The sequence below is a fragment of the Streptomyces sp. UNOB3_S3 genome (genome assembly GCF_020740895.1).
In the GTDB taxonomy this organism is placed as follows: Bacteria; Actinomycetota; Actinomycetes; order Streptomycetales; family Streptomycetaceae; genus Streptomyces.
On record NZ_JAILXP010000006.1, the window covers coordinates 11,986 to 37,713 of the forward strand.

General features: G+C 72.6%; 19 protein-coding genes. 4 read left to right on the forward strand and 15 right to left on the reverse strand.

Translation table 11 applies throughout. The features are described from left to right. The first annotated feature begins 96 nt into the window (after positions 1-96). Positions 97-2,151 (forward strand): hypothetical protein, encoded by a 2,055-nt coding sequence (locus tag K6I33_RS01550; protein WP_229347775.1) that lies wholly within the window; start codon positions 97-99, stop codon positions 2,149-2,151. Between the two features lie 116 nt (positions 2,152-2,267). Here K6I33_RS01550 and obgE read toward each other — a convergent pair whose 3' ends face one another. From obgE to K6I33_RS01625, 15 genes are all read right to left on the reverse strand, one after another. Next, positions 2,268-3,707, reverse strand: coding sequence for a GTPase ObgE (gene obgE, locus K6I33_RS01555; protein WP_229347776.1), 1,440 nt, complete (start codon positions 3,705-3,707; stop codon positions 2,268-2,270). A 132-nt stretch (positions 3,708-3,839) separates the two neighbouring features. Further along, positions 3,840-4,094, reverse strand: a complete 255-nt coding sequence (rpmA, locus tag K6I33_RS01560; RefSeq protein ID WP_004950923.1) for a 50S ribosomal protein L27 — start codon at positions 4,092-4,094, stop codon at positions 3,840-3,842. Positions 4,095-4,108: 14 nt separating this feature from the next. Continuing rightward, positions 4,109-4,429: a 50S ribosomal protein L21 gene (rplU, locus tag K6I33_RS01565; protein WP_018538042.1), complete on the reverse strand. Its 321-nt coding sequence runs from the start codon at positions 4,427-4,429 to the stop codon at positions 4,109-4,111. Between the two features lie 244 nt (positions 4,430-4,673). Next, entirely contained in the window at positions 4,674-8,678 is a 4,005-nt protein-coding gene (locus K6I33_RS01570; RefSeq protein WP_229347777.1) for an Rne/Rng family ribonuclease, read from the reverse strand. 221 nt (positions 8,679-8,899) lie between these two features. After that, positions 8,900-9,679, reverse strand: a complete 780-nt coding sequence (locus tag K6I33_RS01575; RefSeq protein ID WP_229347778.1) for a TIGR03936 family radical SAM-associated protein — start codon at positions 9,677-9,679, stop codon at positions 8,900-8,902. Positions 9,680-9,835: 156 nt separating this feature from the next. Beyond that, positions 9,836-11,761 (reverse strand): TIGR03960 family B12-binding radical SAM protein, encoded by a 1,926-nt coding sequence (locus K6I33_RS01580; RefSeq protein ID WP_229347779.1) that lies wholly within the window; start codon positions 11,759-11,761, stop codon positions 9,836-9,838. 87 nt (positions 11,762-11,848) lie between these two features. Then, positions 11,849-13,408 (reverse strand): CYTH and CHAD domain-containing protein, encoded by a 1,560-nt coding sequence (locus tag K6I33_RS01585; RefSeq protein ID WP_229347784.1) that lies wholly within the window; start codon positions 13,406-13,408, stop codon positions 11,849-11,851. A gap of 102 nt (positions 13,409-13,510) precedes the next feature. After that, entirely contained in the window at positions 13,511-14,710 is a 1,200-nt protein-coding gene (rodA, locus tag K6I33_RS01590; RefSeq protein ID WP_229347786.1) for a rod shape-determining protein RodA, read from the reverse strand. Next, positions 14,707-16,941, reverse strand: coding sequence for a penicillin-binding protein 2 (mrdA, locus tag K6I33_RS01595; protein ID WP_229347793.1), 2,235 nt, complete (start codon positions 16,939-16,941; stop codon positions 14,707-14,709). The genes rodA and mrdA overlap by 4 nt, the downstream gene beginning before the upstream one ends. Further along, the gene (gene mreD, locus K6I33_RS01600; protein WP_229347795.1) at positions 16,938-17,651 is read right to left on the reverse strand and encodes a rod shape-determining protein MreD; all 714 of its coding nucleotides are present in this window, start codon (positions 17,649-17,651) and stop codon (positions 16,938-16,940) included. Before mreD ends, mrdA begins: the two co-directional genes overlap by 4 nt. Before the next feature lie 5 nt (positions 17,652-17,656). Further along, a complete protein-coding gene (mreC, locus tag K6I33_RS01605; RefSeq protein ID WP_229347796.1) occupies positions 17,657-18,589 on the reverse strand; it encodes a rod shape-determining protein MreC in 933 nt (310 codons plus the stop codon). 62 nt (positions 18,590-18,651) lie between these two features. Continuing rightward, positions 18,652-19,671 carry a rod shape-determining protein gene (locus K6I33_RS01610; protein WP_004950903.1) on the reverse strand — a complete coding sequence of 340 codons (1,020 nt, stop codon included), beginning with the start codon at positions 19,669-19,671 and terminating at the stop codon, positions 18,652-18,654. A 305-nt stretch (positions 19,672-19,976) separates the two neighbouring features. Continuing rightward, complete coding sequence (gene ndk, locus K6I33_RS01615) at positions 19,977-20,390, reverse strand: nucleoside-diphosphate kinase (RefSeq protein ID WP_229347797.1); 414 nt, start codon at positions 20,388-20,390, stop codon at positions 19,977-19,979. 120 nt (positions 20,391-20,510) lie between these two features. Beyond that, on the reverse strand, positions 20,511-20,873 hold the full coding sequence (locus K6I33_RS01620) for a DUF4233 domain-containing protein (RefSeq protein ID WP_229347798.1): 363 nt from the start codon (positions 20,871-20,873) through the stop codon (positions 20,511-20,513). 1 nt (position 20,874) lies between these two features. After that, positions 20,875-22,422, reverse strand: coding sequence for a folylpolyglutamate synthase/dihydrofolate synthase family protein (locus K6I33_RS01625; protein ID WP_374282929.1), 1,548 nt, complete (start codon positions 22,420-22,422; stop codon positions 20,875-20,877). A gap of 142 nt (positions 22,423-22,564) precedes the next feature. Here K6I33_RS01625 and K6I33_RS01630 point away from each other — a divergent pair, with 142 nt between their 5' ends. The 3 genes from K6I33_RS01630 (at position 22,565) to wecB (ending at position 25,669) form a co-directional block, all read left to right on the forward strand. Further along, on the forward strand, positions 22,565-23,716 hold the full coding sequence (locus K6I33_RS01630) for a HAMP domain-containing sensor histidine kinase (RefSeq protein ID WP_229347840.1): 1,152 nt from the start codon (positions 22,565-22,567) through the stop codon (positions 23,714-23,716). Then, positions 23,713-24,399: a response regulator transcription factor gene (locus K6I33_RS01635; RefSeq protein WP_229347806.1), complete on the forward strand. Its 687-nt coding sequence runs from the start codon at positions 23,713-23,715 to the stop codon at positions 24,397-24,399. Before K6I33_RS01630 ends, K6I33_RS01635 begins: the two co-directional genes overlap by 4 nt. A gap of 142 nt (positions 24,400-24,541) precedes the next feature. Further along, positions 24,542-25,669, forward strand: coding sequence for a non-hydrolyzing UDP-N-acetylglucosamine 2-epimerase (gene wecB, locus K6I33_RS01640; RefSeq protein WP_229347807.1), 1,128 nt, complete (start codon positions 24,542-24,544; stop codon positions 25,667-25,669). Positions 25,670-25,728: the final 59 nt, after the last annotated feature.

A 25,728-nucleotide genomic window follows, 5' to 3' on the forward strand; every position in this document is an offset into this window, starting at 1 on the left:
CGTCATACGGTCTGTCACCGACCGTTCACCCCACAGTGCTCACCAGAGATCCACAACGGTCCCTCCCCCCCACGCACTCGTGCCAGGAGCCTTCCCGTGCCCTCTGCCGGAACAGCCTCCCGCCGGGCGGCGCAGCTCGCGGCGCTGCTCTCGATGCTGGCCCTCTTCGTCGCCCAGCTCGTCGGCGCCCTCCTGCCGGACGTCCCGCTGCTGATCTCCTCCTCGGCGGCCGCCCTCGGGCTCGATCTCCTCCTCCAGCACCGCGACCCGGGGCTGGTCGCCGTGCTCGGCAAGATCCGCTTCGATGTCATGGTCCGGCAGCTGCAACGCGACATGCTGATCCTCCTCGGCCTGCTGCGCCTGGGCGGCGACGACGCGCCCCGCGACTACGCCCCCGTCGTCGCGGGGCTGGTCCTCTTCTACGGCGCCCACCTCGCCTGCCAGGTCACCGCGATCCTCGTCCGCCGCCACCGCACCCTGCCCTTCCTCACCCGGAACATCGACACCACCGGGCTGCGGCTGACCTCCGCGCCGCCGCGGCTGCTGGCCCGTCAGCACGGCCGCCGGCTGCTGCGCTTCGCCGTCCCCGCCACGGCCGGGATGCTGACGGCCGCCGCCACCGGGGAGGAGTTCTGGGCCGCCGCCGGCGTCAGCGCCTCGCTCGCCTGCGCGCTCGGCGGCACGGCGTACCTGGCGGGCTGGCTGCGCCCGGGGAACCGGCCGGTCGACGAGGCACGGGCGCTGGAGTGGCTGGACCGGTGGCTGGCCGACTACCGCCCCACCGTCGGGATGTACTTCTCCGGCGGGACGACCTCGGCGTACCAGGCGAACATGTGGCTCTCCACGCTGGGCGCGCTGGACGGCAATCCGCTGATCGTGCTGCGCGAGCGGTTCATGATGCAGAAGATCGAGGCCACCGACGTGCCCGTGCTCTGCATCCCCAAGGTCGTCCATCTGATGGCCCTGGAGAAGTCCTCGCTGAAGATGATGTTCCACCCGGCCAACTCCGGTAAGACCTCACAGGTCCTGCGCATGCCGTCCATCAAGCACGCCTTCGTCAACCACGGCGAGAGCGACAAGCTCTCCAGCTGCAACCCCTACGCGAAGGCCTACGACGAGGTCTGGGTCGCGGGCCCCGCCGCCCGGGAGCGCTACCAGCTCGCCGACATCGGCGTGGAGGACAAGGACGTCGTCGAGGTGGGCCGCCCGCAGCTGGCGCCGATCGCGCCGGCCGCCGGCCGCGCGCCCGCCGGGCCGTACCTGACCGTGCTCTACGCCCCCACGTGGGAGGGCTGGGACGGCAACCCCGGCAATACGTCGGTCGTGCTCGCCGGGGAGGACATCGTGCGCGCCCTGCTCGCCGACCCCGGTGTGCGCCTGCTGTACAAACCGCACCCCATGACCGGCTCCGTCGACCCGCGCGCGGGCCGCGCCGACCAGCGGATCCAGGCGCTGATCCACCGGGCCGCCGCCGAACGGTCCGGCGCCCGCCCGGGCCCGGAGGCGGCCGCCCGGCTCGCCCGCCGCACGGCCGAGCTGGACCGGCTCACCACCTGCGACTTCCACGACAGCGCGGACGAGGTCGAGCGGATGCTGCTCCAGGCCACGCCGGAGAAGGGCCGCGCCGAGGCCGTCGAGGCCGCCACGGCCGCCTGGGAGGCGGCGTACTGGGCGTCGCTGCCGGAGTGGGAGCACCAGGTCGTCACCGACACCCGTCCCTCGCTCTTCAGCTGCTTCAACCGCTCCGATCTGCTGATCAGCGATGTCTCCAGCGTCGTGTCCGACTATCTGATCAGCGAGAAGCCCTATGCGGTCGCGAATACGAGCGGGCTGACGGAGGAGGAGTTCCGGACGGTCTTCCCCACCGTCGGGGCGGCCACGATCCTCACCCCCGGCGCCGAGGGCGTCCCCGCGCTCCTCGCGGCCGTCCGCGACCCCGCCCTCGACCGGCTGACGGCGGCACGCGCGGAGCTGAAGGTCCGGCTGCTCGGCCCGGCCGACCCGCCCTCGCTCGTCCGCTTCAACGAGGCGGCGCTGGCGCTGGCCACGAAGTCGGACGAGCGCCGGGCCCGGATGGAGGCCCGCGCCTCGGAGATCCCGGCCCCGCGCATCGCCGCCGCGGAGGAGGCGGACGCCCGCCGGGGCGGCTGAGGTTCCTTCCCGGGGCTCCGCCCCGGACCCCGCTCCTCAAACGCCGGAGGGGCTGGATAGATCCAGCCCCCTGGGGGCACCTCCCAGCGGTAGCTGGGGGAGTTTGAAAGCAAGGTTTAAGCAAACGGGTCGAAGCCCTCGTACTCCTGGTCCGACTCGTCGCGCTCCGCCTGCTTGTCGCGGCGGCGCTGCGCGGCCGGGCGCGGGGCCTCGAAGCGGTGGTCCTCACCGCGGCGGCCCAGCATCTCGGCGCCGGCGGCCATCGTCGGCTCCCAGTCGAAGACGACCGCGTTCTCCTCGGGGCCGATGGCCACGCCGTCGCCCGCCCGGGCACCGGCCTTCATCAGCTCCTCCTCGACACCGAGGCGGTTGAGGCGGTCGGCCAGGTAGCCCACGGCCTCGTCGTTGTTGAAGTCGGTCTGGCGCACCCAGCGCTCCGGCTTCTCGCCGCGCACCCGGTACAGACCGTCCTCCTCCAGGACGACCGTGAAGCCCGCGTCGTCGACGGCCTTCGGGCGGATGACGACGCGGGTCGCCTCCTCCTTCGGCTTCGCCGCGCGCGCCTGCCCGACGATGTCGGCCAGCGCGTAGGAGAGCTCCTTCAGGCCCAGGCGGGAGACGGCCGAGACCTCGAAGACGCGGTAGCCGCGGGCCTCCAGGTCGGGGCGGACCATCTCGGCCAGGTCCAGGCCGTCGGGGATGTCGACCTTGTTGAGGACGACGAGACGCGGCCGGTTCTCGAGACCGCCGTACTCCTTGAGCTCGGCCTCGATGACGTCGAGGTCGCTCAGCGGGTCGCGCTCGGACTCCAGCGTCGCGGTGTCGAGGACGTGCACCAGCACCGAGCAGCGCTCGACGTGGCGCAGGAACTCCAGGCCCAGGCCCTTGCCCTGGCTGGCGCCGGGGATCAGGCCGGGGACGTCGGCGATGGTGTAGACCGTCGCGCCGGCGGTGACCACGCCCAGGTTGGGCACGAGGGTGGTGAAGGGGTAGTCCGCGATCTTCGGCTTGGCCGCGGAGAGCACCGAGATCAGCGAGGACTTGCCCGCGCTCGGGTAGCCCACCAGGGCGACGTCGGCGACGGTCTTGAGCTCCAGGACGATGTCCTGGTCGTCGCCCGGCTCGCCCAGCAGCGCGAAGCCCGGGGCCTTGCGGCGGGCCGAGGCCAGCGCGGCGTTGCCGAGGCCGCCGCGGCCGCCCTGGGCGGCGATGTAGGTGGTGCCCTGGCCGACGAGGTCCGCGAGGACGTTGCCGCGCTTGTCGAGGACGACCGTGCCGTCCGGCACCGGCAGGACCAGGTCCGTGCCGTCCTTGCCGGAGCGGTTGCCGCCCTCGCCGGGCTTGCCGTTGGTGGCCTTGCGGTGCGGGCTGTGGTGGTAGTCCAGAAGCGTCGTGACGGACTGGTCGACGACCAGCGTCACATCACCGCCACGGCCGCCGTTGCCGCCGTCGGGGCCACCGAGGGGCTTGAACTTCTCGCGATGCACGGAGGCGCAGCCGTGGCCTCCGTTACCCGCGGCGACGTGCAGCTCGACGCGGTCCACGAAGGTGGTCATAGCGGGGTGCCTCCAGATACGCAGATAAGTGCGGGAATGTCTCTGTTGTAACGCGACAAGGGCGGACCCGCTTCCCCGCAGGGAAGCGAGGTCCGCCCTCGCTCATCGCTCTACGGCGTACTGATCAGATGATCAGGCGACCGGGACGATGTTGACGACCTTGCGGCCGCGGTGGGTGCCGAACTGCACCGCACCGGCGTTCAGCGCGAACAGGGTGTCGTCGCCACCGCGACCGACACCGGCGCCCGGGTGGAAGTGGGTGCCACGCTGGCGGACCAGGATCTCACCGGCGCTCACGACCTGACCGCCGAAGCGCTTCACGCCGAGCCGCTGAGCGTTGGAGTCGCGACCGTTCCGGGTGGACGATGCGCCCTTCTTGTGTGCCATGTGTTCTCAGTCCCTTACTTCGCCGGGGCGTCGATGCCGGTGATCTTCAGCGCGGTGTGCAGCTGGCGGTGACCAATGCGCTTCTTGTAACCGGTCTTGTTCTTGTACTTCTGGATCCGGATCTTGTCGCCCTTGTGGTGGTCGACGACCTCGGCCTGGACCTTCACGCCGGCCAGGACCCACGGGTCGCTGGTGACAGCGTCACCGTCGACGACCAGCAGCGTGGAGAGCTCGACGGTGTCGCCGACCTTGCTGGTGGAAATACGGTCAACCTCGATGACGTCGCCAACAGCAACCTTCTGCTGACGACCGCCGGTGCGCACGATCGCGTACACGCGGAACTCTCTCTCGCTAGGAACGGACCTCTGATGCCAGCCGCTCGCACGGGCGGGGCCCATGACGGTCCTGAAAGGACGAGCGGCCTCCCCCGGCGTGGCCAGGGGGTGTTTGCTCAGGGGTTTCGGCATCGCACAGGTTTGCACAGACACCGACGGTCAAGGTTACGGGGCCTTGACCAGGGGGTCAAACCGACCCCCTCGCCGGGGCGGGCCGTCAAGGGCCCGCCCCGGCGGGGGTGACTCAGTCCTCCGCGGCGGGCTCGGCCGCCACGGCCTTCTTCGTCGTCCGCTTGGCGGGCGCCTTCTTGGCGGCCGTCTTGGTGGCCGTCTTCTTCGCCGTCGCCTTCTTGGCGGTGGTGGTCTTCTTCGCCGCCGCCTTCTTGGCCGTGGCCGCCTTCTTCGCCGGCGCCTTCTTGGCGGCCGTCTTACGGGCCGTCTTCTTGGCGGGGGCGGCCTCGGGCTCCGCGTCGGCCATGACCTCGACGTCGGCCTCGGCCATCACCACGGGCTCCTCGGCGGGCAGCGCCTCGGGCTCCGGTGCGACGGGCTCGGCGGGCGCGACGACGACCACCGCGGTGTCCTCGGCCCCGGCGGGCGAACCCGCCGGAGCGGACGCCTTACGGGTGGCACGGCGGCGCGGACGGGCCGGGGCGGCCTCCTCGGCCACCGGCGCGGCGGCCTCGGGCACGACGACGGCCTCGGGCTCGGGCTCGACGACCGGCGCGGGCGCCGCCTCGGGCTCCGGGGCGGGCTCGGCCGGGGCGGCCTTCACCACCACGACCTCCGCCTCGGCCGGGGCCTCCGGCTTCGGCGCGGACGCCTTGCGGGTCGCCCGGCGGCGCGTACGGCCACCGCGGCGGGCGGCCGCCTCGGCCTCGGCCGGGCTGCCGAACCACTCCTCGTCACCGCCGACCGAGGGCACCAGCTCCGCCTCGGCCACCGGCACCGGCTCCAGCTCGGGCGCCTCGGCGGCGGCCGGGGCGGCCTCCACCGGAGCGGCCTCGACGACCGGCTCGGCCGCGGCCTTGCCCTTCTTCTTGCCGCGCTTGCCGCCGACGGCACCGCCGCCACCGCCCACGGAGGTGGGCTGCTCCATGTGGACGATCACACCGCGACCGTTGCAGTGGACGCAGGACTCGGAGAAGGACTCCAGCAGGCCCTGGCCCACCCGCTTGCGGGTCATCTGGACCAGGCCCAGCGACGTCACCTCGGCGACCTGGTGCTTCGTACGGTCCCGGCCCAGGCACTCCAGCAGGCGCCGCAGCACCAGGTCCCGGTTGGACTCCAGCACCATGTCGATGAAGTCGATCACGATGATGCCGCCGAGGTCGCGCAGCCGCAGCTGGCGCACGATCTCCTCGGCCGCCTCCAGGTTGTTCCTGGTGACCGTCTCCTCGAGGTTGCCGCCCTGACCGGTGAACTTGCCGGTGTTGACGTCGATGACGACCATCGCCTCGGTCCGGTCGATCACCAGCGAGCCACCGCTGGGCAGCCAGACCTTGCGGTCCAGCGCCTTCGCGAGCTGCTCGTCGATCCGGTACGTGGCGAAGACGTCGACGTCGGACGTCCACTTCTGGAGCCGGTCCGCGAGGTCGGGGGCGACGTGCGAGACATAGCCGTGGATGGTCCCCCACGCCTCGTCACCGCTCACGATGACCTTGGAGAAGTCCTCGTTGAAGATGTCGCGGACGACACGGACGGTCATGTCCGGCTCGCCGTACAGCAGGCTCGGCGCGCTCGTCGAGATCTGCTTGGACTTCTTCTTGATGTCCTCCCACTGCGCCTGGAGACGCTCCACGTCACGGCGCAGCTCGTCCTCGCTCGCGCCCTCGGCGGCGGTGCGCACGATGACGCCCGCGTCCTCGGGGACGATCTTCTTGAGGATCTGCTTCAGACGCGCGCGCTCGGTGTCGGGCAGCTTGCGGCTGATGCCGGTCATCGAGCCCTCGGGCACATAGACCAGGTAGCGGCCGGGCAGGGAGACCTGGCTGGTCAGCCGGGCGCCCTTGTGGCCGATCGGGTCCTTGGTGACCTGGACGAGCACGGACTGGCCGGACTTCAGCGCGGTCTCGATGCGGCGCGGGCCGTTGCCCATGCCGAGCGCCTCGAAGTTGACCTCGCCCGCGTACAGGACGGCGTTGCGGCCCTTGCCGATGTCGACGAAGGCGGCCTCCATCGACGGCAGCACGTTCTGGACCTTGCCCAGGTAGACGTTGCCGACGTAGCTGGTGGCCTGCTCCTTGTTGACGAAGTGCTCGACGAGGATGTTGTCCTCGAGCACACCGATCTGCGTGCGGTCGCCGTGCTGACGCACGACCATCACCCGCTCGACGGCCTCGCGGCGGGCCAGGAACTCGGCCTCGGTGATGATCGGCACCCGGCGGCGGCCCTGCTCGCGGCCCTCGCGGCGGCGCTGCTTCTTCGCCTCCATACGGGTCGAGCCCTTGATGGACTGGACCTCGTCGAAGCCCGTGCCGCCCTCGGTACGGGAGGCGCGCTCGCGCGGCTCGCGGACCTTGACGACCGTGCGCTCCGGCTCGTCGGCGCCCGGCTCGGCCTCCAGGGTCTCACCGCTGCGACGACGGCGACGGCGGCGGCGACGGCTGCCGGCGGACGAGAACGCCTCCTCGGCCTCCTCCTCGTCCTCGGGCTCCTCCTCGACGGGCTCGGCGGCCTCCTCGGCCGGAGCCTCCTCCAGGGCGCCCTCGGCCTCGGCGGCCTCGCCACGGCGGCGACGGCGGCCACCGCGACGACGGCGGCGCGACGGGCGCTCGCCCTGCTCCTCGTCCTCGGCGACGGCCTCCTCGGCCTCCTCCTCCAGGGCCTCGGGCTCCTCCTCGACCGCCGGGGCGACCGGGGCGACGGCCTCGGCGGGCTCGCCACGACGGCGACGGCGACGACGGCCGCGCTCCTCGGCGGGGGCCTCCTCGACGACCTCCTCCGTGCGCTCGACGGCGGCCTCGGCCGCAGCGGCGGCGGCAGCGGTCTCCGGCGTCTGGAACATCGGCTCGGCGAAGACCGGCGCTTGGAAGACGGCCGTCGGCGGACGGACGGCACGGCGGCGACGGCCGCGCTCCTCGACCGGGGCCTCCTCGGCGGGGGCGACACGACGGCGCGGACGGCCGCCCTCGGCGGGGGCCTGCTCGGCGGCGGGGGCCTCCTCGGCGGCCCGCTCCGCGGCACCGGCGCTGCCGGCCGCGCGCACGGCGCGGCGACGCGTACGGGCGGGACGGGCCGGGGCCTCCTCGACGACGGGCTCGGCGGCGGCCTCCAGGGCCTCCTCCGGCTCCTCCTCGGCCGGGGCGGCGACCTCGGCGGCCTGCGGCGCACCCGCCGGGGCGGACACCTTACGGGTGGCACGACGACGCGTACGGGCCGGACGCGCCTCGGCGGCGGCCTCGGGCTCCTCGGCCTCGGTCACGGCCTCGACGGCGGGCACGACGGTCTCGGCCTCGACGACCTCGGCGACCTGCGGCGCACCGGCCGGGGCGGACGCGCGGCGCGTGGCGCGACGACGGGTACGGGCGGGGGCGGCGGCCGGGGCCTCCTCGACCTCGACCTCGGTCACGGCCTCGACGGCGGGCACGACGGTCTCGGCCTCGACGACCTCGGCAGCCTTCGGCGCACCGGCCGGGGCGGACGCGCGGCGCGTGGCACGACGACGCGTACGGGCGGGAGCGGCGGCCGGAGCCTCCTCGACCTCAGCCTCGACCTCGGCCTCGGCGGCGGGCACGACGGCCTCGGCCTCGACCTCGGCGGCCTGCGGGGCACCCGCCGGGGCGGACACCTTACGGGTGGCACGACGACGCGTACGGGCCGGACGCGCCTCGGCGGCGGCCTCGGCGGCGGGCGCCTCCTCGGCGACCGGCTCGGCGGCAGCGGCCTCGGCGGCCTGCGGCGCGCCGGCCGGAGCCGTCGCCTTGCGCGTGGCGCGGCGGCGGGTGGGTGCCTCCTCGGCCGGGACGGCCTCGGCCGTCGTGGGCTCGGTGGCGGCCGACGCGGCGGTCTTGCGGGTGACGCGGCGGCGCGGGCGCGCCGGCGTCTCCGGGGCGGCGGCCTCGGCGGCCGGGGCGGCGGTCCCGTCCGTGGCCCCGGACGCGCCGGAGGCCACGGGCGAACCCGCGGGGCGGGACGCCACTCGGCGACGGCGGCGCGGCGGCAGCGTGTCGCTGGGCGAATTGTCAGTGTTGTTGCCGGGAACGCTCTGCGCGGCCCCCGGCTCCGTGGGCTCAATGGATTCGAGCATGCGGGCGGTTCTCCCGTCACGCTCCCGGGCGTCGCGCCGGTTTCCGGCCACGGCACCGCGTGATGAGCGCGGTACCGCGGCCCGGGGCGCGATCGCCGCACGGGAGCTGTCGTCTCGCTCGCCGGTTCCGAGTGTCACGGCCCCGGCGAAAGTCTCCTGGTCAGTGCACCTGCCGGACCGGGTGGCTCCCTGGTGGCGCGGCGGCGCGGCGACGGCCGTCCCTAACGGGGACCTTCCGGCACCTGCTGCGCGGCGCTGGGCCCGGCGGCCGTTGGTGGGGCGGCCGGGGCGGCGTCGCGGTCGGGCGCGAGCGGGTCGGTCACCCTGCCGGACTCCTCATCGAGCAGCCCCTGCGCCAGCCTGGTCACCGCTACGGGGACCGGCGGCGCCAGGTCGGCCACAGCGCGGAGACCGGACAGGACGTCGTCGGGTCGTACGGCAGGTGTCACGTGCCGAACAACCAGCCGCAGTATCGCACAGGCACCGTCGCCCGGCCTATCGGCCGGGGCGTCGAGGGCCTCGAGTCGGGACACCGCGCCACGTGCGTCGAAGGTGCGCAACCCGTTTTTGGTGAGGCGCTGGACCTCGACGGTCTCCGCGGCCAGGAACGCCTCCACCGCGCGCCGGGCGTCCGCGGCCTCGACGCCGTCGAGCCTCAGCTCCCACACGGAAGCCTGAAGGCGGTCGGCGAACGAGGACGTGTGGGCCTCCACCGCGTCGACGATGTCGAGCCCGGCCGGCAGCGACTCGTCGAGGAGCGCCCGCAGGTGCGCGGGCTCGCGGACCTCGGCGAGCTGGATCTCCAGGTACTCGGCCTCGCTGCCCGTGCCGGTGGGGGCGGCGTTGGCGTAGGAGACCTTGGGGTGCGGGGTGAAGCCCGCCGAGTACGCCATGGGCACCTCGGCGCGCCGCAGCGCCCGCTCGAAGGCGCGCTGGAAATCGCGGTGGCTGGTGAACCGAAGGCGGCCGCGCTTGGTGTAGCGCAGTCGGATGCGCTGCACTGCGGGTGCGGGCGGCGGTCCTTCGGGCTGTCGCTTGCCCAGTGTTCTTCAGTCCTTCATTGAGTGCGGTCGTGCTGCTGCCCAGCGTACGCGCGCCGGCCCGGCCGTAAGGGGGCGTGCGGGGCCCTCGCCCCGCGCCCCCTCACCGGGTGGGGCTCACTTGACCACGGACAGCGGCAGCAGCTTCTTGCCCGTCGGGCCGATCTGGATGTGGGTGTCCATCTGCGGGCAGACGCCGCAGTCGAAGCACGGGGTCCAGCGGCAGTCCTCGACCTCGGTCTCGTCGAGCGCGTCCTGCCAGTCCTCCCAGAGCCAGTCCTTGTCGAGACCGGAGTCCAGGTGGTCCCAGGGCAGGACCTCCTCGTAGGTGCGCTCGCGCGTGGTGTACCAGTCGACGTCGACGCCGCGCTCCGGCAGCGTCGCCTCGGCGCACTTCATCCAGCGGTCGTAGCTGAAGTGCTCGCGCCAGCCGTCGAAGCGGCCGCCGTCCTCGTAGACGGCGCGGATGACGGCGCCGAGACGGCGGTCACCGCGGGAGAGCAGGCCCTCGACGATGCCGGGCTTGCCGTCGTGGTAGCGGAAGCCGATGGAACGGCCGTACTTCTTGTCGCCGCGGATCTTGTCGCGCAGCTTCTGCAGGCGGGCGTCGGTCTCCTCGGCGGAGAGCTGCGGCGCCCACTGGAAGGGGGTGTGCGGCTTGGGCACGAAACCGCCGATGGAGACGGTGCAGCGGATGTCGTTGGACTTCGACACCTCGCGGCCCTTGGCGATCACGCTCGTCGCCATGTCGGCGATCTGGAGCACGTCCTCGTCGGTCTCGGTGGGGAGGCCGCACATGAAGTACAGCTTCACCTGGCGCCAGCCGTTGCCGTAGGCGGTGGCGACGGTCCGGATGAGGTCCTCCTCCGAGACCATCTTGTTGATGACCTTGCGCATGCGCTCGGAGCCGCCCTCGGGGGCGAACGTCAGACCGGAACGGCGGCCGTTGCGGGTCAGCTCGTTCGCCAGGTCGACGTTGAACGCGTCGACGCGGGTCGAGGGCAGGGACAGACCGATCTTGTCCTCTTCGTACCGGTCCGCCAGGCCCTTGGCGACCTCACCGATCTCGGTGTGGTCGGCGGAGGACAGCGACAGCAGGCCGACCTCCTCGAAGCCGGTCGCCTTGAGGCCCTTCTCGACCATCTCGCCGATGCCGGTGATGCTGCGCTCGCGCACGGGGCGCGTGATCATGCCGGCCTGGCAGAAGCGGCAGCCGCGGGTGCAGCCGCGGAAGATCTCCACGGACATCCGCTCGTGCACGGTCTCGGCCAGCGGCACCAGCGGCTGCTTGGGGTAGGGCCACTCATCGAGGTCCATGACGGTGTGCTTGGACACCCGCCACGGCACGCCCGACTGGTTGGGCACGACACGGGCGATACGGCCGTCGGGCAGGTACTCGACGTCGTAGAAGCGCGGGACGTACACGCCGCCGGTCTTCGCGAGGCGCAGCAGCACCTCGTCGCGGCCGCCGGGACGGCCCTCGGCCTTCCAGGCGCGGATGATCTCGGTCATCTCCAGCACGGCCTGCTCGCCGTCGCCGATCACGGCGCAGTCGATGAAGTCCGCGATGGGCTCGGGGTTGAAGGCCGCGTGGCCGCCGGCGAGGACGATCGGGTCGTCGATCGTGCGGTCCTTGGACTCCAGCGGGATCCCGGCGAGGTCCAGGGCGGTGAGCATGTTGGTGTAGCCGAGCTCGGTGGAGAAGCTGAGGCCGAGGACGTCGAACGCCTTGACCGGCCGGTGGCTGTCCACGGTGAACTGCGGCACCTTGTGCTCGCGCATCAGGGCCTCGAGGTCCGGCCACACGCTGTAGGTGCGCTCGGCGAGGACGCCCTCACGCTCGTTGAGGACCTCGTAGAGGATCATGACGCCCTGGTTGGGGAGCCCGACCTCGTAGGCGTCCGGGTACATCAGGCACCAGCGGACGTCGCACTCCTCCCACGGCTTGACGGTGGAGTTCAGCTCGCCACCCACGTACTGGATGGGCTTCTGCACATGCGGGAGCAGGGCCTCGAGCTGTGGGAAGACCGATTCGGCAGTCATCTGGGCGAACCTTCGTGAGCGGGCACAGTGCGACTCTCTAGCGTAACGTGCCGCGCGAGGAGCCCCGTCCGCCATGATCTTCGCAGGTCAGCGCGGTGGGAGGGCCGAAACCCGGTCCGTCACCCGCTCCCACAGGCCCGGCAGCTCCCGTTCGTCCTGCTCGGCGCGGCGCTCCTCGCGCCCGTAGAGCACCCCGAAGGTGAAGGTGGGCTCCCCCGCGCCCTCCGCCTCGGCGGCGATCGCGCGCAGGGCGCCCCGGGCCATGACGCTGTCCTGGTGGTCGCCGAGCAGGCTCTGGACGGACTTCATCTGCAGGGCGAAGCGCTTCGCCCCCTTGCCCAGCGCCGGGGTGGCGGCCTCGGCGGCGTAGCGGGCGCGCTTGGCGGCCTTGCGGGCGTCGTGGAGGGCGGTGTCGCGGTCGTGGCCGGGGGCGGTGGCGAGGGCGTGCTCGACACGGCCGGCCAGCCGGCCGTAGTCGCGGAGCATCGCCTTGGCCAGCACCGCTCGCGGTGGCCCGGCGGCGGCGTCGCGCAGGGGCGGGTCGGCGAGGAGGGCGTCGAGGCGGTCGAGGAGGGTCAGATAGCGGGCGCTGTCGAGCACGCCGGACAGCCGTTTCCGGGAGCCCCGGCGGCCGGCGGCGGACCAGCCGCGCAGCCGGGCGCGGACGGGGCCGCGGACGAGGGCGCGCGGGAGCTCGTCGAGGCGTTCGCGCAGCCGTTCGGCGAGGACCTCGCGGTCGCGGTCGACGCCCAGTTCGGCGGCGAGCCACTTCAGCTCCTCGGCGAGGGGGTCGGTCACCCGGCGGTCGAGGACCTTGGCGTGGCTGCGGAAGGAGCCGCGCAGCCGGCGGGTGGCGACTCGCATCTGGTGGACGGCGTCCTCGGTGCCGAGCCGGGCGCCGGGGTCGAGGGCGACGACGGCCTCGACCTGCCCGCGCAGGAAGGCCAGGACGTGGTCGCCCGCGCGGGCCTTGGCGGGCAGGCCGGCGGCGGGGCGGCGCGGGGGCTTGCCCAGGCCGGTCTCGCGCAGCGCCCGGGCCAGCTTGCTGGGCGCCTTCGACGGTCTCAGGCCGGCCGCGCGCAGCAGGGGGTCGAGGGCGTCCAGCAGGGCGGGGTCGGCGCCCTCGGCGAGCTCGATCTCGATCTCGGTCCAGTGGGCGGTGGCCTTCCCGTCCGGCTCGTCGCCCGTGAGGCGGGTGGCGGTGACCGTGTCGGTGCTCGCCTCGGCCAGCGGGGTGCCGTCCGCGGCGAGCAGTTGGCGGACCTCCCGGCGCGAGGCGATCCGCATCAGGGGGACCAGCGGGACGTCCCGGGTCCGGGAGCGGACCAGCGCCATGAGCGAGCGCGGTATCGCGGAGACGGTCAGGGGCGCGCGGATCTCGTCGCGCGCCCCGGGGACGGCCGGTGCGGCGACCGGGAGTTTGAGGTGCCAGCCCTCGTCCGGGCCGCCCGTGCGCCGGCGCAGGGTGATGCCGGCCGCGGCGAGGCGCAGATCGGCGGTGTCGTAGTAGACGGCGTCGAGCTCGCGCACGCCCTCGTCGGTGACGGTCGCGACGGCCGCGGCCCCGCTCAGGTCGGGGAGGCGGGCCGCGCCCGTATCCTTCCCGGCTTCGTACTTCCGCTCGATCTCTCTCACGGTGTCCGCCATGACGCCGAATCTAGTGCGCGAACGGCGCGGGCGGCAGTCCCCCGCCGCCCGGCCGTCCGGAAACCGGCCCGCTTGCGCGGAAACCGCTTGTGCGAAAACCGTTTATGCGGAAACCGGCCGCTGCGCCCTGATCGACTGGAGGAGTCCCACCGCTATCCAGGCGGCGAACATCGACGACCCCCCGTAGGAGACGAACGGCAGCGGCAGTCCGGTGACGGGCATGATCCCCAGGGTCATGCCGATGTTCTCGAAGCTCTGGAACGCGAACCAGGCGATGATCCCGGCGGCCACGATGGTGCCGTAGAGCTCGGTGGACTCGCGGGCGATCCGGCAGGCCCGCCAGAGCACCACACCGAGCAGGAAGATGATCGTCCCGGCGCCCATGAAGCCGAGCTCCTCGCCGGCCACGGTGAAGATGAAGTCGGTCTGCTGTTCGGGGACGAACTGGCCGGTGGTCTGCGAGCCGTGGAAGAGGCCGGAACCGGACAGCCCGCCCGAGCCGATGGCGATCCGGGCCTGGTTGGTGTTGTAGCCGACGCCGGAGGGGTCGAGGGCGGGGTTGGCGAAGGCCGCGAAGCGGTTGATCTGGTACTCGTCGAGGACCCCGAGCTGCCAGATGAGGACGCAGCCGAGGACGCCGGTGCCCACCAGCCCCGCGATCCAGCGGTTGGACGCCCCGGAGGAGAGGAGCACCGCGAGCACGATCACCACGAGCACCATGACCGAGCCGAGGTCGGGCATCAGCAGGATGATCACGATCGGCAGCGCGGCCAGGCCCAGGGCCTGCATCACGGTGCGGTGGTCGGGATGGCGGCGGTCGCCCGCGTCGACCTTGCCGGCCAGCAGCATCGCCATCCCCAGCGTGATGGTGATCTTCGTGAACTCGGAGGGCTGGATGGAGAAGCCGCCGCCGAGCTGGATCCAGGAGCGCGCGCCGTTGATGGTCGCGCCCAGCGGGGTGAGCACGGCCAGGGTGAAGAGGCAGGAGATGCCGTAGAGGATCGGGACGGCGCCGCGCAGCGCCCGGCTGCCGACCCAGACCGCGCCGATGGCGAAGGCGAGGCCGATGCCGGTGTTGAGCAGGTTGCGCAGCAGGAAGTAGTACGGGTCGCCCTGGTTGAGCTCGGTGCGGTTGCGGGTCGCCGAGTAGACGAGCAGCGTGCCGATGCCGGACAGCGCGAGGGCCGCGAGCAGCATCACCCAGTCGAGGCGGCGCAGCACGGAGTCACGGGCGGTGAGGCGGGACCAGGCGCCGCGTTCGGGGGTGAAGCGGCGGACCCGGTAGCCCTGGGCGGTGCTCATCGGTTCTGCTCCTCCCGCCGGGTCGCGGGCTCGGTCGGGGTCTCCGGCGGAGGGGACGGGAGCCCGGTGTCCGCGGGGGACGCCGAGGGCAGGGGCGAGGCGCCGTCGGAGCTGGACGACGAGGGCGACGGCGGGGCCGTGGGGATGGGCTGCGCCTCGATGGTGCCGTCCTTCTCGATCCTGGGAAGTCCGCTCTCCGGGTGCGGTAGCAGCGCCTTCGAGTCGTCGACCTTGCCCTTCTCGTCGACGCCGTAGAGCGCGTTGTAGATGTTGCGCACGGCCGGGCCGGAGGCGCCGGAGCCGGTGCCGCCCTGGGCGATCGTCATGACGACCGTGTAGTCGGAGGTGTAAGTGGCGAACCAGGATGTGGTCTGCTTGCCGTAGACCTCGGCGGTGCCGGTCTTGGCGTGCATGGGGATCTGGTTCTGCGGCCAGCCCTGGAAGCGCCAGGCGGCGGTGCCCTTGGTGGCGACGCCGGCGAGGGCGCCGTCGATCTGGTCGCGCAGGGTGCGGTCGACGGGCAGCCGGCCGTGGGAGCTCGGCTTGATCTCCTGGACGCGCTTGCCGTCGGGGCTGATGACCGCCTTGCCGACGGTGGGGTTCCAGAGGGTGCCGCCATTGCTTATGGCCGCGTAGATGGTGGCCATCTGGATGGGGGTGACGAGGGTGTCGCCCTGGCCGATGGAGTAGTTGACGGAGTCACCGGCGCGCATCCGCATGCCGGACTCGCAGTTCTCCTTGGCGATCTTCCCGGCGTAGCTGTCGTCCTTGTCGCCCTGCTTGCACCAGACGTCCTTGTTGGCGTCCCAGTAGCGCTTCTTCCACTCCCGGTCGGGGACCCGGCCGCGGACCTCGTTGGGCAGGTCGATGCCGGTCTCCTTGCCGAGCCCGAACTGGTGGGCGGTCTTGTAGAACCAGTCCGCCGGGTGCTGGGGCTTGTTGCCGCCGTCCTTCTGCCACTGCCGGTAGGACAGGTCGTAGAAGACGGTGTCGCAGGAGACCTCCAGCGCCTGGCCGAGGTCGATGGCGCCGTAGCCCTTGGACTCGTAGTTCTTGAAGACCTGGTTGCCGATGCTGTAGGCGCTGGAGCAGTTGTAGTGGTCGGTGAAGCCGTAGCCGGCCTTGACGGCGGCGGTGGTGCTGATGACCTTGAAGATGGAGCCGGGTGCCGCCTGGCCCTGGATGGCCCGGTTGAGCAGCGGGTAGTTGGAGTCCTCGCCGGTGAGGGCCTTGTAGTCCTTGCCGGAGATGCCGCCGACCCAGGCGTTGGGGTCGTAGGTGGGGTTGGAGGCCATGGCCACCACCCGGCCGGTCCTCGACTCCAGTACGACGACGGCGCCCGCGTCGGCCTTGTAGTTGACGCCGGTGTTGCGGTCGAGCTCCTTGCGGGCGTCCTTCATCGCCTGGTCCAGCTCCCGTTCCGCTATGGCCTGCACACGGGCGTCGATGCTGGTGACGATGTTGGCGCCGGGGACGGCCTTGTCGCTCTTGGCCTTGCCGATGACGCGGCCGAGGTTGTCGACCTCGTAACGGGTGACGCCCGCCCTGCCGCGCAGCTCGGAGTCGTACTGCCGCTCCAGCCCGGAGCGGCCGACCTGGTCGGAGCGGAGCAGCGGGGTGCGGGAGTCCTTGGCCTTGGTGATCTCGGCGTCGGTGACGGGCGAGAGATAGCCGAGGACCTGGGCGGTGTTGGAGCCGCCGGGGCCCGCGTAGCGGCGCACGGCCGTGGGCTCGGCGGTGATGCCGGGGAAGTCCTCCTGGCGCTCGCGGATCTGGAGCGCCTGCTGGGTGGTGGCCTCGTCGGTGATGGGGATGGGCTGGTAGGGCGAGCCGGCCCAGCAGGGCTTGGGGGTCTTGGCGTCGCACAGCCGGACCTTGGCGGAGACTTCCTCGGGCTTGAGGTTGAGGACGCCCGCGAGGCGGGTGAGGACGGTCTTCCCCTTGTCCTTCATCTTCATCAGGTCGGTGCGGTTCGCGGAGACGACGAGCCGGGTCTCGTTGTCGGCGAGCGGCACGCCCCGGGCGTCGAGGATCGAGCCCCGGGTGGCGGGGGCGACGACCTGCTGGATGTGGTTGCTGGCGGCCTCGGCGGTGTACTGGTCGCCGTTGCGGATCTGGAGGTACCACAGGCGGCCGGCGAGGGTGAGCAGCAGCGAGAAGACCAGGATCTGAATGACGATCAGCCGGATCGTCACCCGGGAGGTCCGTCCCCCTTCGGGAAGAGTGGTCACAGGCGCTTCACTCCCTTGAGCTTCGGCTGCCGGCGCCCGGCCCTCGGCAGCAGGCCGCCGTGCTGGACCCCCAGGCGGCCGCCCCGGCCCCGGCCGCCCAGCCGGTTCCTGCGGCTCATCCGGCCGATGCGGAAGCTGCCCTTGGTCGTCCGCCCGTACGCCCCGTCGCCGCCGCCCGTGACGGCCGTGCCGTCGCCGGCGAGCGGGTCGGAGACGGTGCGGCGGGCCATGGCCATGACGAGCGGGACGACGAAGGGCGCCAGCAGCAGGTCGTAGCAGGCGGCGGTGGCCACCAGGCCGCTCAGGCCCACGTGGCGGGCGGCGGTGTCACCGACGAGGGAGCCCACGCCCGCGTAGAGCAGCGTGGAGAGGACGGCCGCGCCGACGACGGCGACCATGGGGACGGTGGCCGAGCGGACCCGGCCGCTCTCCGGCCGGGCGAGGCCGACCAGATAGCCGATGAGACAGAGGACGAGGGCGTAGCGCCCGGTGGCGTGGTCGGCGGGGGGCGCGAGGTCCGCGAGGAGGCCCGCGCCGAAGCCGACGAGGCAGCCGGTGGTGTGGCCGTAGACCAGGGCGAGGCCGACGACGACGAGGAGCATCAGGTCGGGCACGGCACCGGGGAGGTGGAGCCGGGCCAGGACGCTCACCTGGACGACGAGGGCCACCACCACGAGCGCGGTCGAGAGCAGGATCCGGTTCAGGCGCATCGGTCTCAGTCCTGGGGCTTGGCACTCGGGCTGGGGGTGACGGTGACGGTCACGGTGGGGGCGGGCTTGGGGGCCTCGGGCTTGGGCGGCAGCACGGTGTCGCGCGGGTCCTCGTGGGGCGCCTGGACGACGACGCCGACCAGGTCGAGCTTGCTGAAGCCGACGAAGGGGCGGACCAGGAGGGTGCGGGTGAGGCCGCCGCCCGCCGGCTCGACATGGGTGACCTCGCCGACGGGGACGCCGGCCACGAAGGGCTTGTCCCGGCTGGAGCCGAAGGTGACCAGCCGGTCGCCCTTGCGGACGGTGGCCTTGCCGTTGAGGAGTTCGACGCGCAGGGAGCTGTCGCCCTGGCCGTTGGCGAAGCCGATCTCGCCGGTCTTCTCCATGCGGGTACCGACGGTGAACTTGGGGTCGCTGGCGAGCAGGACGGTGGAGGTGCCGGGGCCGACGGTGGTGACGCGGCCGACGAGCCCGTCGCCGTTGAGCACGGTCATGTCGCGGCGGACGCCGTCGTTGGCGCCGATGTCGATGGTGACCGTCCAGGAGAAGCCCTGCGCGGCTCCTATGGCGATGACCTGCGCGCCCTTGATGCCGTACTGGCCGCGGCCGGCGGTCTTGAGCATGGCGTCCAGCTCGCGGAGCCGGCCGCGGTTGCGGTCGTCGCTGCCCAGGCGCTGCTTGAGGGCGGTGTTCTCGCGCTCCAGCTCGGCGATGCGGCTGCTGCGGTCGCCCGAGTCGCGCACGGCGGCGACGGCCTCGCCGACCGGGTCGACCGCGGCGGCGACGCCCTTCTCCACCGGTCCGAAGGCCGAGGCCGCCGCGTGGCGCACTCCGTCGAGCGGGGACTGCTCACCGCCACGGATGTCGACCGTGATCAGCGCGAAGGCGATCGCGATCAGCAGGACCAGCAGCAGCCGGCTCTCTCGTGTGTCCCTCACGTGCGGCGGCGTGCCCTTCTCGTCGGACCGTCCGGCTGCGGGCCCGGACGGTCATGGCCTGTTCACCGGCGGGGCTGGGCGTCCAGGACCTGCTGGAGCGCCTCGAACTCCTCGACGCACTTGCCGGAGCCCAGGGCCACGGAGTCCAGCGGGTCCTCGGCGATGTGGATGGGCATCCCGGTCTCGCGGCGCAGCCGCTCGTCCAGGCCCCGCAGCAGCGCCCCTCCGCCGGTGAGAACGATGCCGCGGTCCATGACGTCACCCGACAGCTCGGGCGGGCACTTGTCGAGGGTGGTCTTGACGGCGTCGACGATGGAGTTGACGGGCTCCTCGATGGCCTTGCGGACCTCGGCGGCCGAGATGACCACGGTCTTGGGCAGCCCGCTGACCAGGTCGCGGCCGCGGATCTCGGTGTGCTCGTCCTGCTCCAGGTCGTAGGCCGAACCGATGGTGATCTTGATCTGCTCGGCGGTGCGCTCACCGAGGAGGAGGCTGTACTCCTTCTTGATGTGCTGGATGATCGCGTTGTCCAGCTCGTCGCCGGCGACGCGGATGGACTGCGCGGTGACGATGCCGCCCAGCGAGATCACGGCGACCTCGGTGGTGCCGCCGCCGATGTCGACGACCATGTTGCCGGTGGCCTCGTGGACGGGCAGGCCGGAGCCGATGGCGGCGGCCATGGGCTCCTCGATGATGTGCACCTGACGGGCGCCGGCCTGGGTGGAGGCCTCGATGACGGCGCGGCGCTCGACGCCGGTGATTCCGGAGGGCACGCAGACCACGACACGCGGGCGGGCCATCCAGCGGCGCTTGTGGATTTTGAGGATGAAGTAGCGGAGCATCCGCTCCGTGATCTCGAAGTCGGCGATGACGCCGTCCTTGAGAGGACGCACCGCGACGATGTTCCCCGGAGTTCGGCCGATCATCTTCTTGGCTTCGGCGCCGACCGCGAGGATGCCACCGGTGTTGGTATTGATCGCGACGACTGACGGCTCGTTGAGGACGATCCCGCGGCCTCTGACGTACACCAGCGTGTTGGCGGTCCCGAGGTCGACAGCCATGTCACGGCCGATGAACGACATGTTGTTCCCCATGAGGATACGTCTGGCCTTCCCAGTTTGGGCGAATGCTTACTCGAGGTCGGCAGGTGGTGCGCACTGCGGGCGCGGAAGCTTCATCGTAGTCTCGCCCACTCGAACGTGGCGCGAGGGTTCCTCCGCCATTGTCGGCGGAACACGAGCTGGCCCCAGTAATGGTGACGTCGTGTCGGAGTGAGAGGTTCCCCCGATCGGCGCGCATATGCCAAGGGCGGCCGAAGGGATTAATCGACCGCCCTGATCAGAATGCCTGTTCGGCTGATCCGGTTGATCCGGTATCAGGTCCGGTATCAGGCGAGACCGGGAAAGAAAATCTTGATTTCCCGCTCCGCGGACTCCTCCGAGTCCGAGGCATGGATGAGGTTCTCGCGCGTGATGGTGCCGAAGTCACCACGGATGGAGCCGGGAGCGGCCGAGATCGGGTCGGTCGGGCCGGCCAGCGCGCGGACGCCCTCGATGACGCGCTCGCCCTCGACGACCAGCGCCACGACCGGGCCGGAGGACATGAAGCCCATCAGCGGCTCGTAGAAGTCGCGGCCCACGTGCTCGGCGTAGTGCTGCTCCAGGGTGGCGCGCTCCAGGGTGCGCAGCTCCAGCGCGCCGATCGTCCAGCCGGCCTTGCGCTCGATACGGCCGATGATCTCACCGACCAGACCGCGGCGGACCGCGTCGGGCTTGAGGAGGACGAGGGTGCGCTGGCTCATACTGCGGGCTCCTAGCGGGCAGGCGATCGGATGCGTGGGGCGAAGGCTACAGGCCCGCCAGGGCCCGCCGGTACTCGGCCCGGAGGGGCCGCGGGGGCGGGCCCTGGCACGGCCCGGGGCTCAGGCGGCGCCCTCCGCCGCCTCCGCCTCCGCCGTCAGCCGGGCGAAGCGGGCCTTCGCCTCGTCGACCTTGCGGCCGTAGTGGACCGAGGCCCACCACAGACCGGCGAAGACCGCGCCCAGGATGAACATCACCGGGACCACCAGGCCGCTGGCGATCAGGCCCAGCTGGAGCGCCCAGCCCAGCTGGACGCCGCCGGGCCGGGTGAGCATGCCGCACAGCAGCACGCTCAGCACCATGGCGGTGCCGCTGACGGCCCAGATCGTGCCCGTGGACAGGTCGGAGGTCTGCATGGCGACCAGGCCGGCGAAACCGATGACGAAGAACTCGCCGATCAGGGTGCTGGCGCACAGCGTCCGCATGTCAGCGCCTCCCCAGCAGCAGCCGGGCCTCACCCACGGTGATCACCGAACCGGTCACCAGGACACCCGCGCCGGAGTACTCGCCCTCCTCCTCGGCGAGGGTGATCGCGGCCTCCAGGGCGTCGTCCAGGCGCGGCTCGACCTGCACCCGCTCGGCACCGAAGACCTCGACGGCCAGGCCGGCGAGCTCGTCGACGTCCATCGCGCGCGGGGTGGAGTTCCGGGTGACGACGATCTCGGCGAAGATCGGCTCGAAGGCCTCCAGCAGCCCGCGGACGTCCTTGTCGCCACTGGTGCCGACGACACCGATGAGGCGGCTGAAACCGAACGCCTCGGTGATGCCGTCGGCGGTGACACGGGCGCCCGCGGGGTTGTGCGCGGCGTCCAGCACCACCGTGGGGCTGCTGCGCACGACCTCCAGCCGGCCCGGCGAGGTGACCGACGCGAAGGCGCGGCGGACCACGTCGATGTCGAGCGGACGGGCGTGCTGCGAGCCGATCCCGAAGAACGCCTCGACGGCGGCCAGGGCGACGGCGGCGTTGTGCGCCTGGTGGGCGCCGTACAGCGGGAGGAAGACGTCCTCGTACTCGCCGCCCAGGCCGCGCAGGGTCAGCAGCTGGCCGCCGACGGCGACCTCCCGGCCGACCACGCCGAACTCCATGCCCTCGCGGGCGACCGTGGCGTCGACCTCGACGGAGTGCTTGAGCAGCACCTGCGCCGCGTCCACCGGCTGCTGGGCCAGGACGACGGTGGCGCCGGACTTGATGATCCCGGCCTTCTCGGTGGCGATGTCGCCGGGCGTGGAGCCGAGCCGGTCGGTGTGGTCGAGCGCGATCGGGGTGACCACGGCGACGGTGCCGTCGACGACGTTGGTGGCGTCCCAGGTGCCGCCCATGCCGACCTCGACCACGGCCACGTCGACCGGGGCGTCGGCGAAGGCGGCGAAGGCCATGCCCGTGATGACCTCGAAGAAGGACATCCGGTGTTCCTCGCGCTCGTCGACCATCTCGACGTACGGCTTGATGTCCCGGTACGTCTCGATGAAGCGCTCGGCGGCGATGGGGGCGCCGTCCAGGCTGATCCGCTCGGTGACGGACTGGACGTGCGGGCTGGTGTAGCGGCCGGTGCGCAGGTCGAAGGCGGCCAGCAGGGCCTCGATCATGCGGGCGGTGCTGGTCTTGCCGTTGGTGCCGGTGATGTGGATCGCGGGGTAGGCGCGCTGCGGCTGCCCCAGGATGTCCATCAGGGCCTCCACGCGGACCAGCGACGGGTCCAGCTTGGTCTCGCCCCAGCGGCCCGCGAGCTCCGCCTCCACCTCGCGCAGGGCCCGGTCCACCTCCGGGTCCTCGGGGCGCGCGGGCACGTCGTCGCCCTGCGGCGGGCCCGACTGGGTGCGCAGGGTGCGGCTGCCCGCCTCGATCACGGCGAGGTCGGGGTCTCTGTCGGTCTCGGCTTCGACGATCTCCTCGAACTCGTCGGCAGCACCGGATGCACCGGTCTCGCCGGGTTCGAGATCGCCGTTCTCGTCATTCAGGGGGCGCTCGCTCACGCGGCCCAGTCTACGGACCGGGGGCGCGCGAAGGGCCGGGGCGTCGCCACCGGCGCCCGGCCCACGATGGGAGCGGGCGCATCCGCTTTGTCATACGGTTCTTCCTGAAGATCCGTTAAGCGAGGTTATGGAGGTGAGAGCCATGATGTCCTCGGTGGACCGGGACCGCCTCCAGGCCGTCCTGGAGGCCCTGCCGTCCGGCGCGCTCCTCCAGAGCCCGGCCGACGAGGTGCTCGCCGTCAACCGCCGGTTCGTCGCCATGTTCGACCTCGACGGAAAGGCCGATCTCTCCCCCGGCGCCCCCATGCGGCCGGTCGTCCCGCTCGTCCGGGCGTTCTACACCACCGATGTCTCCCTGCCCCACACCCCGGACGAGATCCTGGCCCGCCGCCACGTCCACCGCGTCGCCGAGATCCCGCTGGCCGACGGACGGACCATCCGCCGCCGGATCGAGCCGCTGCGCAGGAACAGCACCTACCTGGGCGCCCTGTGGACGTTCACGGACATCAGCGACGTCAAACGGCGCGAACGCGATCTGAAGCGCGACAACGCCGCGCTGACCGAGCTGGCCCGCCAGCGCAACGCCTTCACCGCCGCCGCCTCCCACGAGCTGCGCACCCCGCTCACCTCCATCAGCAGCTTCGGCGAACTCCTGGCCGACCCCGCCTTCGGCACCCTCACCGACGAGCAGGCCTCGTTCCTCGACGCCATCCGGCGCAACGCCGGACGGATGCAGCGGGTGATCTCCGACCTGCTGCTGACCACCCGGATGCGGGCGGTCGGGCCCGAGCTGGAGTTCGCCCCCGTGGACGTGCCCGACATGCTGGCCGAGGCCCTGCTGGACCACATGGGGGAGCTGGAGGCGGCGGGCGTCTTCGCCGTCCTGGACTGCGAGGGCGGACCCGCCCTGCGCGGCGACCGCCACCGGCTCCGGCACGTGATCGGCAATCTGCTGGAGAACGCCGCGAAGTTCACCCCGGCCGGCGGCCGGGTCGGCATCACGGCCGCGCCCCGGGGCGTCCACTGGGACATCGAGGTCGCCGACACCGGGATCGGCATCCCCGAGAAGTACCGCCACGAGATCTTCACCGGCTTCGTCCGCGCCCCCAACGCCCGCTCCGGCGGCTACCCCGGCACCGGCCTCGGCCTCGCCATCGGCCGCACGGTCGTCGAACGGCACGGCGGCACGATCGCCGTCGGCGGCCGCGAGGGCGAGGGCGCGGTCTTCCGCATCCGGCTGCCGATCGCGGGCCCGCCGCCGGACGCTCCGGACGACGCGGGCGTCATGCCATGACCACCCCCGTCCTGGTCGTCGAGGACGACCCCGACCTCGCCCTCGCCCTGCGCGTCCTGCTCACCCGCAGCGGCTACGAGGTCGTGGCCGCCGACGACGGCAGGGAGGCGCTGCGGCTGCTGTTCGCCGAACGCCCCGCGCTGATGATCCTCGACATCGGCCTGCCCGGCCTCGACGGCTGGGAGGTGCTGGAGCGCACCCGGGACATGAGCGACCTGCCCGTGCTCCTGCTCACCGCGCGGGGCGCCGAGAGCGACCGCGTGCGCGGCCTGCGCGCCGGCGCGGACGACTACCTCCCCAAGCCCTTCGGCAACGAGGAGCTCCTCGCCCGCGTCGAGGCGCTGCTGCGCCGCAGCGCGCCCACCCGCTGGGCCGGCGACTCCTTCGGCGACGACGGGCTGCGCCTGGTGCCCGAGCGCCGCTCGGCGGTGTGGCAGGGCCACGAGACCCGGCTCAGCGACATCGAGTACCGCCTGCTCCAGGTCCTCGTCCGCAACCGGGGCCGGGTGATCACCACCGATCAGCTCCTCGACCGCGTCTGGGACGACCCGGAGGGCACCGGCCGGGAGCGGGTGAAGTTCGCGGTGCTGCGGCTGCGGCGCAAGCTCCGGCAGGCGGCGGGCGACGAGGCGGCGGACCCCCTGGAGGCGGTCCGGGGGCTGGGCTACCGCTACCGGGCGTGAAGGGCCGATTCCAGCCCGCTCCGGGACCAAAGTCCCGAAATCCGTTCGCTACCGTCCCGCAACCAAACCCCATCCAACCCGGCAACCAAGACAACCCACTCTCTGGAACTGTCACCGCCCCCGACAGCCCCAGGAGCCCCGCATGTCCCTGCCGCCCCGCAGCATCGCGATCGTTCTCGGTACGCGCCCCGAGCTGGTCAAGCTCACCGACCTTGTGCGCCTCCTGGGACCTGCCGCTCACCTGGTGCACACCGGTCAGCACTACGACGAGGAGCTGTCCGGCCGCTTCCTGACCGAGCTGGGCCTGCCCGAGCCGACCTTCCTCACCGGTGTCGGCGGGCAGCCGCGCGCCGTGCAGATATCCGCCGCCCTCGCCCAGCTCGACGAGCTGTTCACCGCCGAGCCGCCGCTGGCCGTCGTCGTCCAGGGCGACACCAACGCCGCCCTCGCCGGCGCGCTGGCCGCCAACGCCCGCGACATCCCGCTGCTGCACGTCGAGGCCGGTCTGCGCAGCCACGACCGCAACATGCCCGAGGAGCACAACCGGGTGCTCATCGACAGCATCGCCGACGTGCTCTGCGCCGCCACCGAGGACAACCGCGCCAACCTCCTCGCCGAGGGCGTCGCCGACTCCCGGATCGCCCTCACCGGCAACACCGTCGTCGAGGCCGTCCACAACCAGCTCCCCGGCGCGAACGAGCGCGCGGCGCTGCTGGACCGGCACGGGCTGACCGCCGACGGCTACGTCCTGGCGACCGTCCACCGGCCGGAGAACACCGACTCGGCCGAGGCCCTGCGGGCGATCCTGACCGAGCTGGCCGCCCTCGCGGCCCCCGGCCGCCCGGTCGTCCTGCCGCTCCACCCGCGCACCCGCGCCCGTATCGAGGCCGCCGGCCTGCTGGACCTGCTGGCCCCGCTGACGGTGACGGCACCGCTCGGCTACTCCGAGTTCCTGGCCCTCGCCCGGCACTCCGCCCTGCTGGTCTCGGACTCCGGCGGCATCCAGGAGGAGTGCACGGTCCTCGGCCGCCCGCTGGTCGTCGTCCGCCGCTCCACCGAGCGCCCGGAGGCCATGACGGACTTCGCGGACCTGGTCGAGCCGGGCCGCGCCATCGGCGAGGCGGCGCGCCGCCGCCTCGCGGAGGGCCCGGAGGGCCTCGCCCGCCTGGCCGCCCTGCCGAGCCCGTTCGGGGACGGGCTGGCGTCGGACCGCATCGTGGCACTGCTGGCCGCCGTGGCGGCCCCCGCGGAACTGGCCGCCGCCGCGTAGCGGCACCGCCGCGCGCGACGCACCCCGCACGCGACGCCCCGGCACGCGACGCCCCCGCA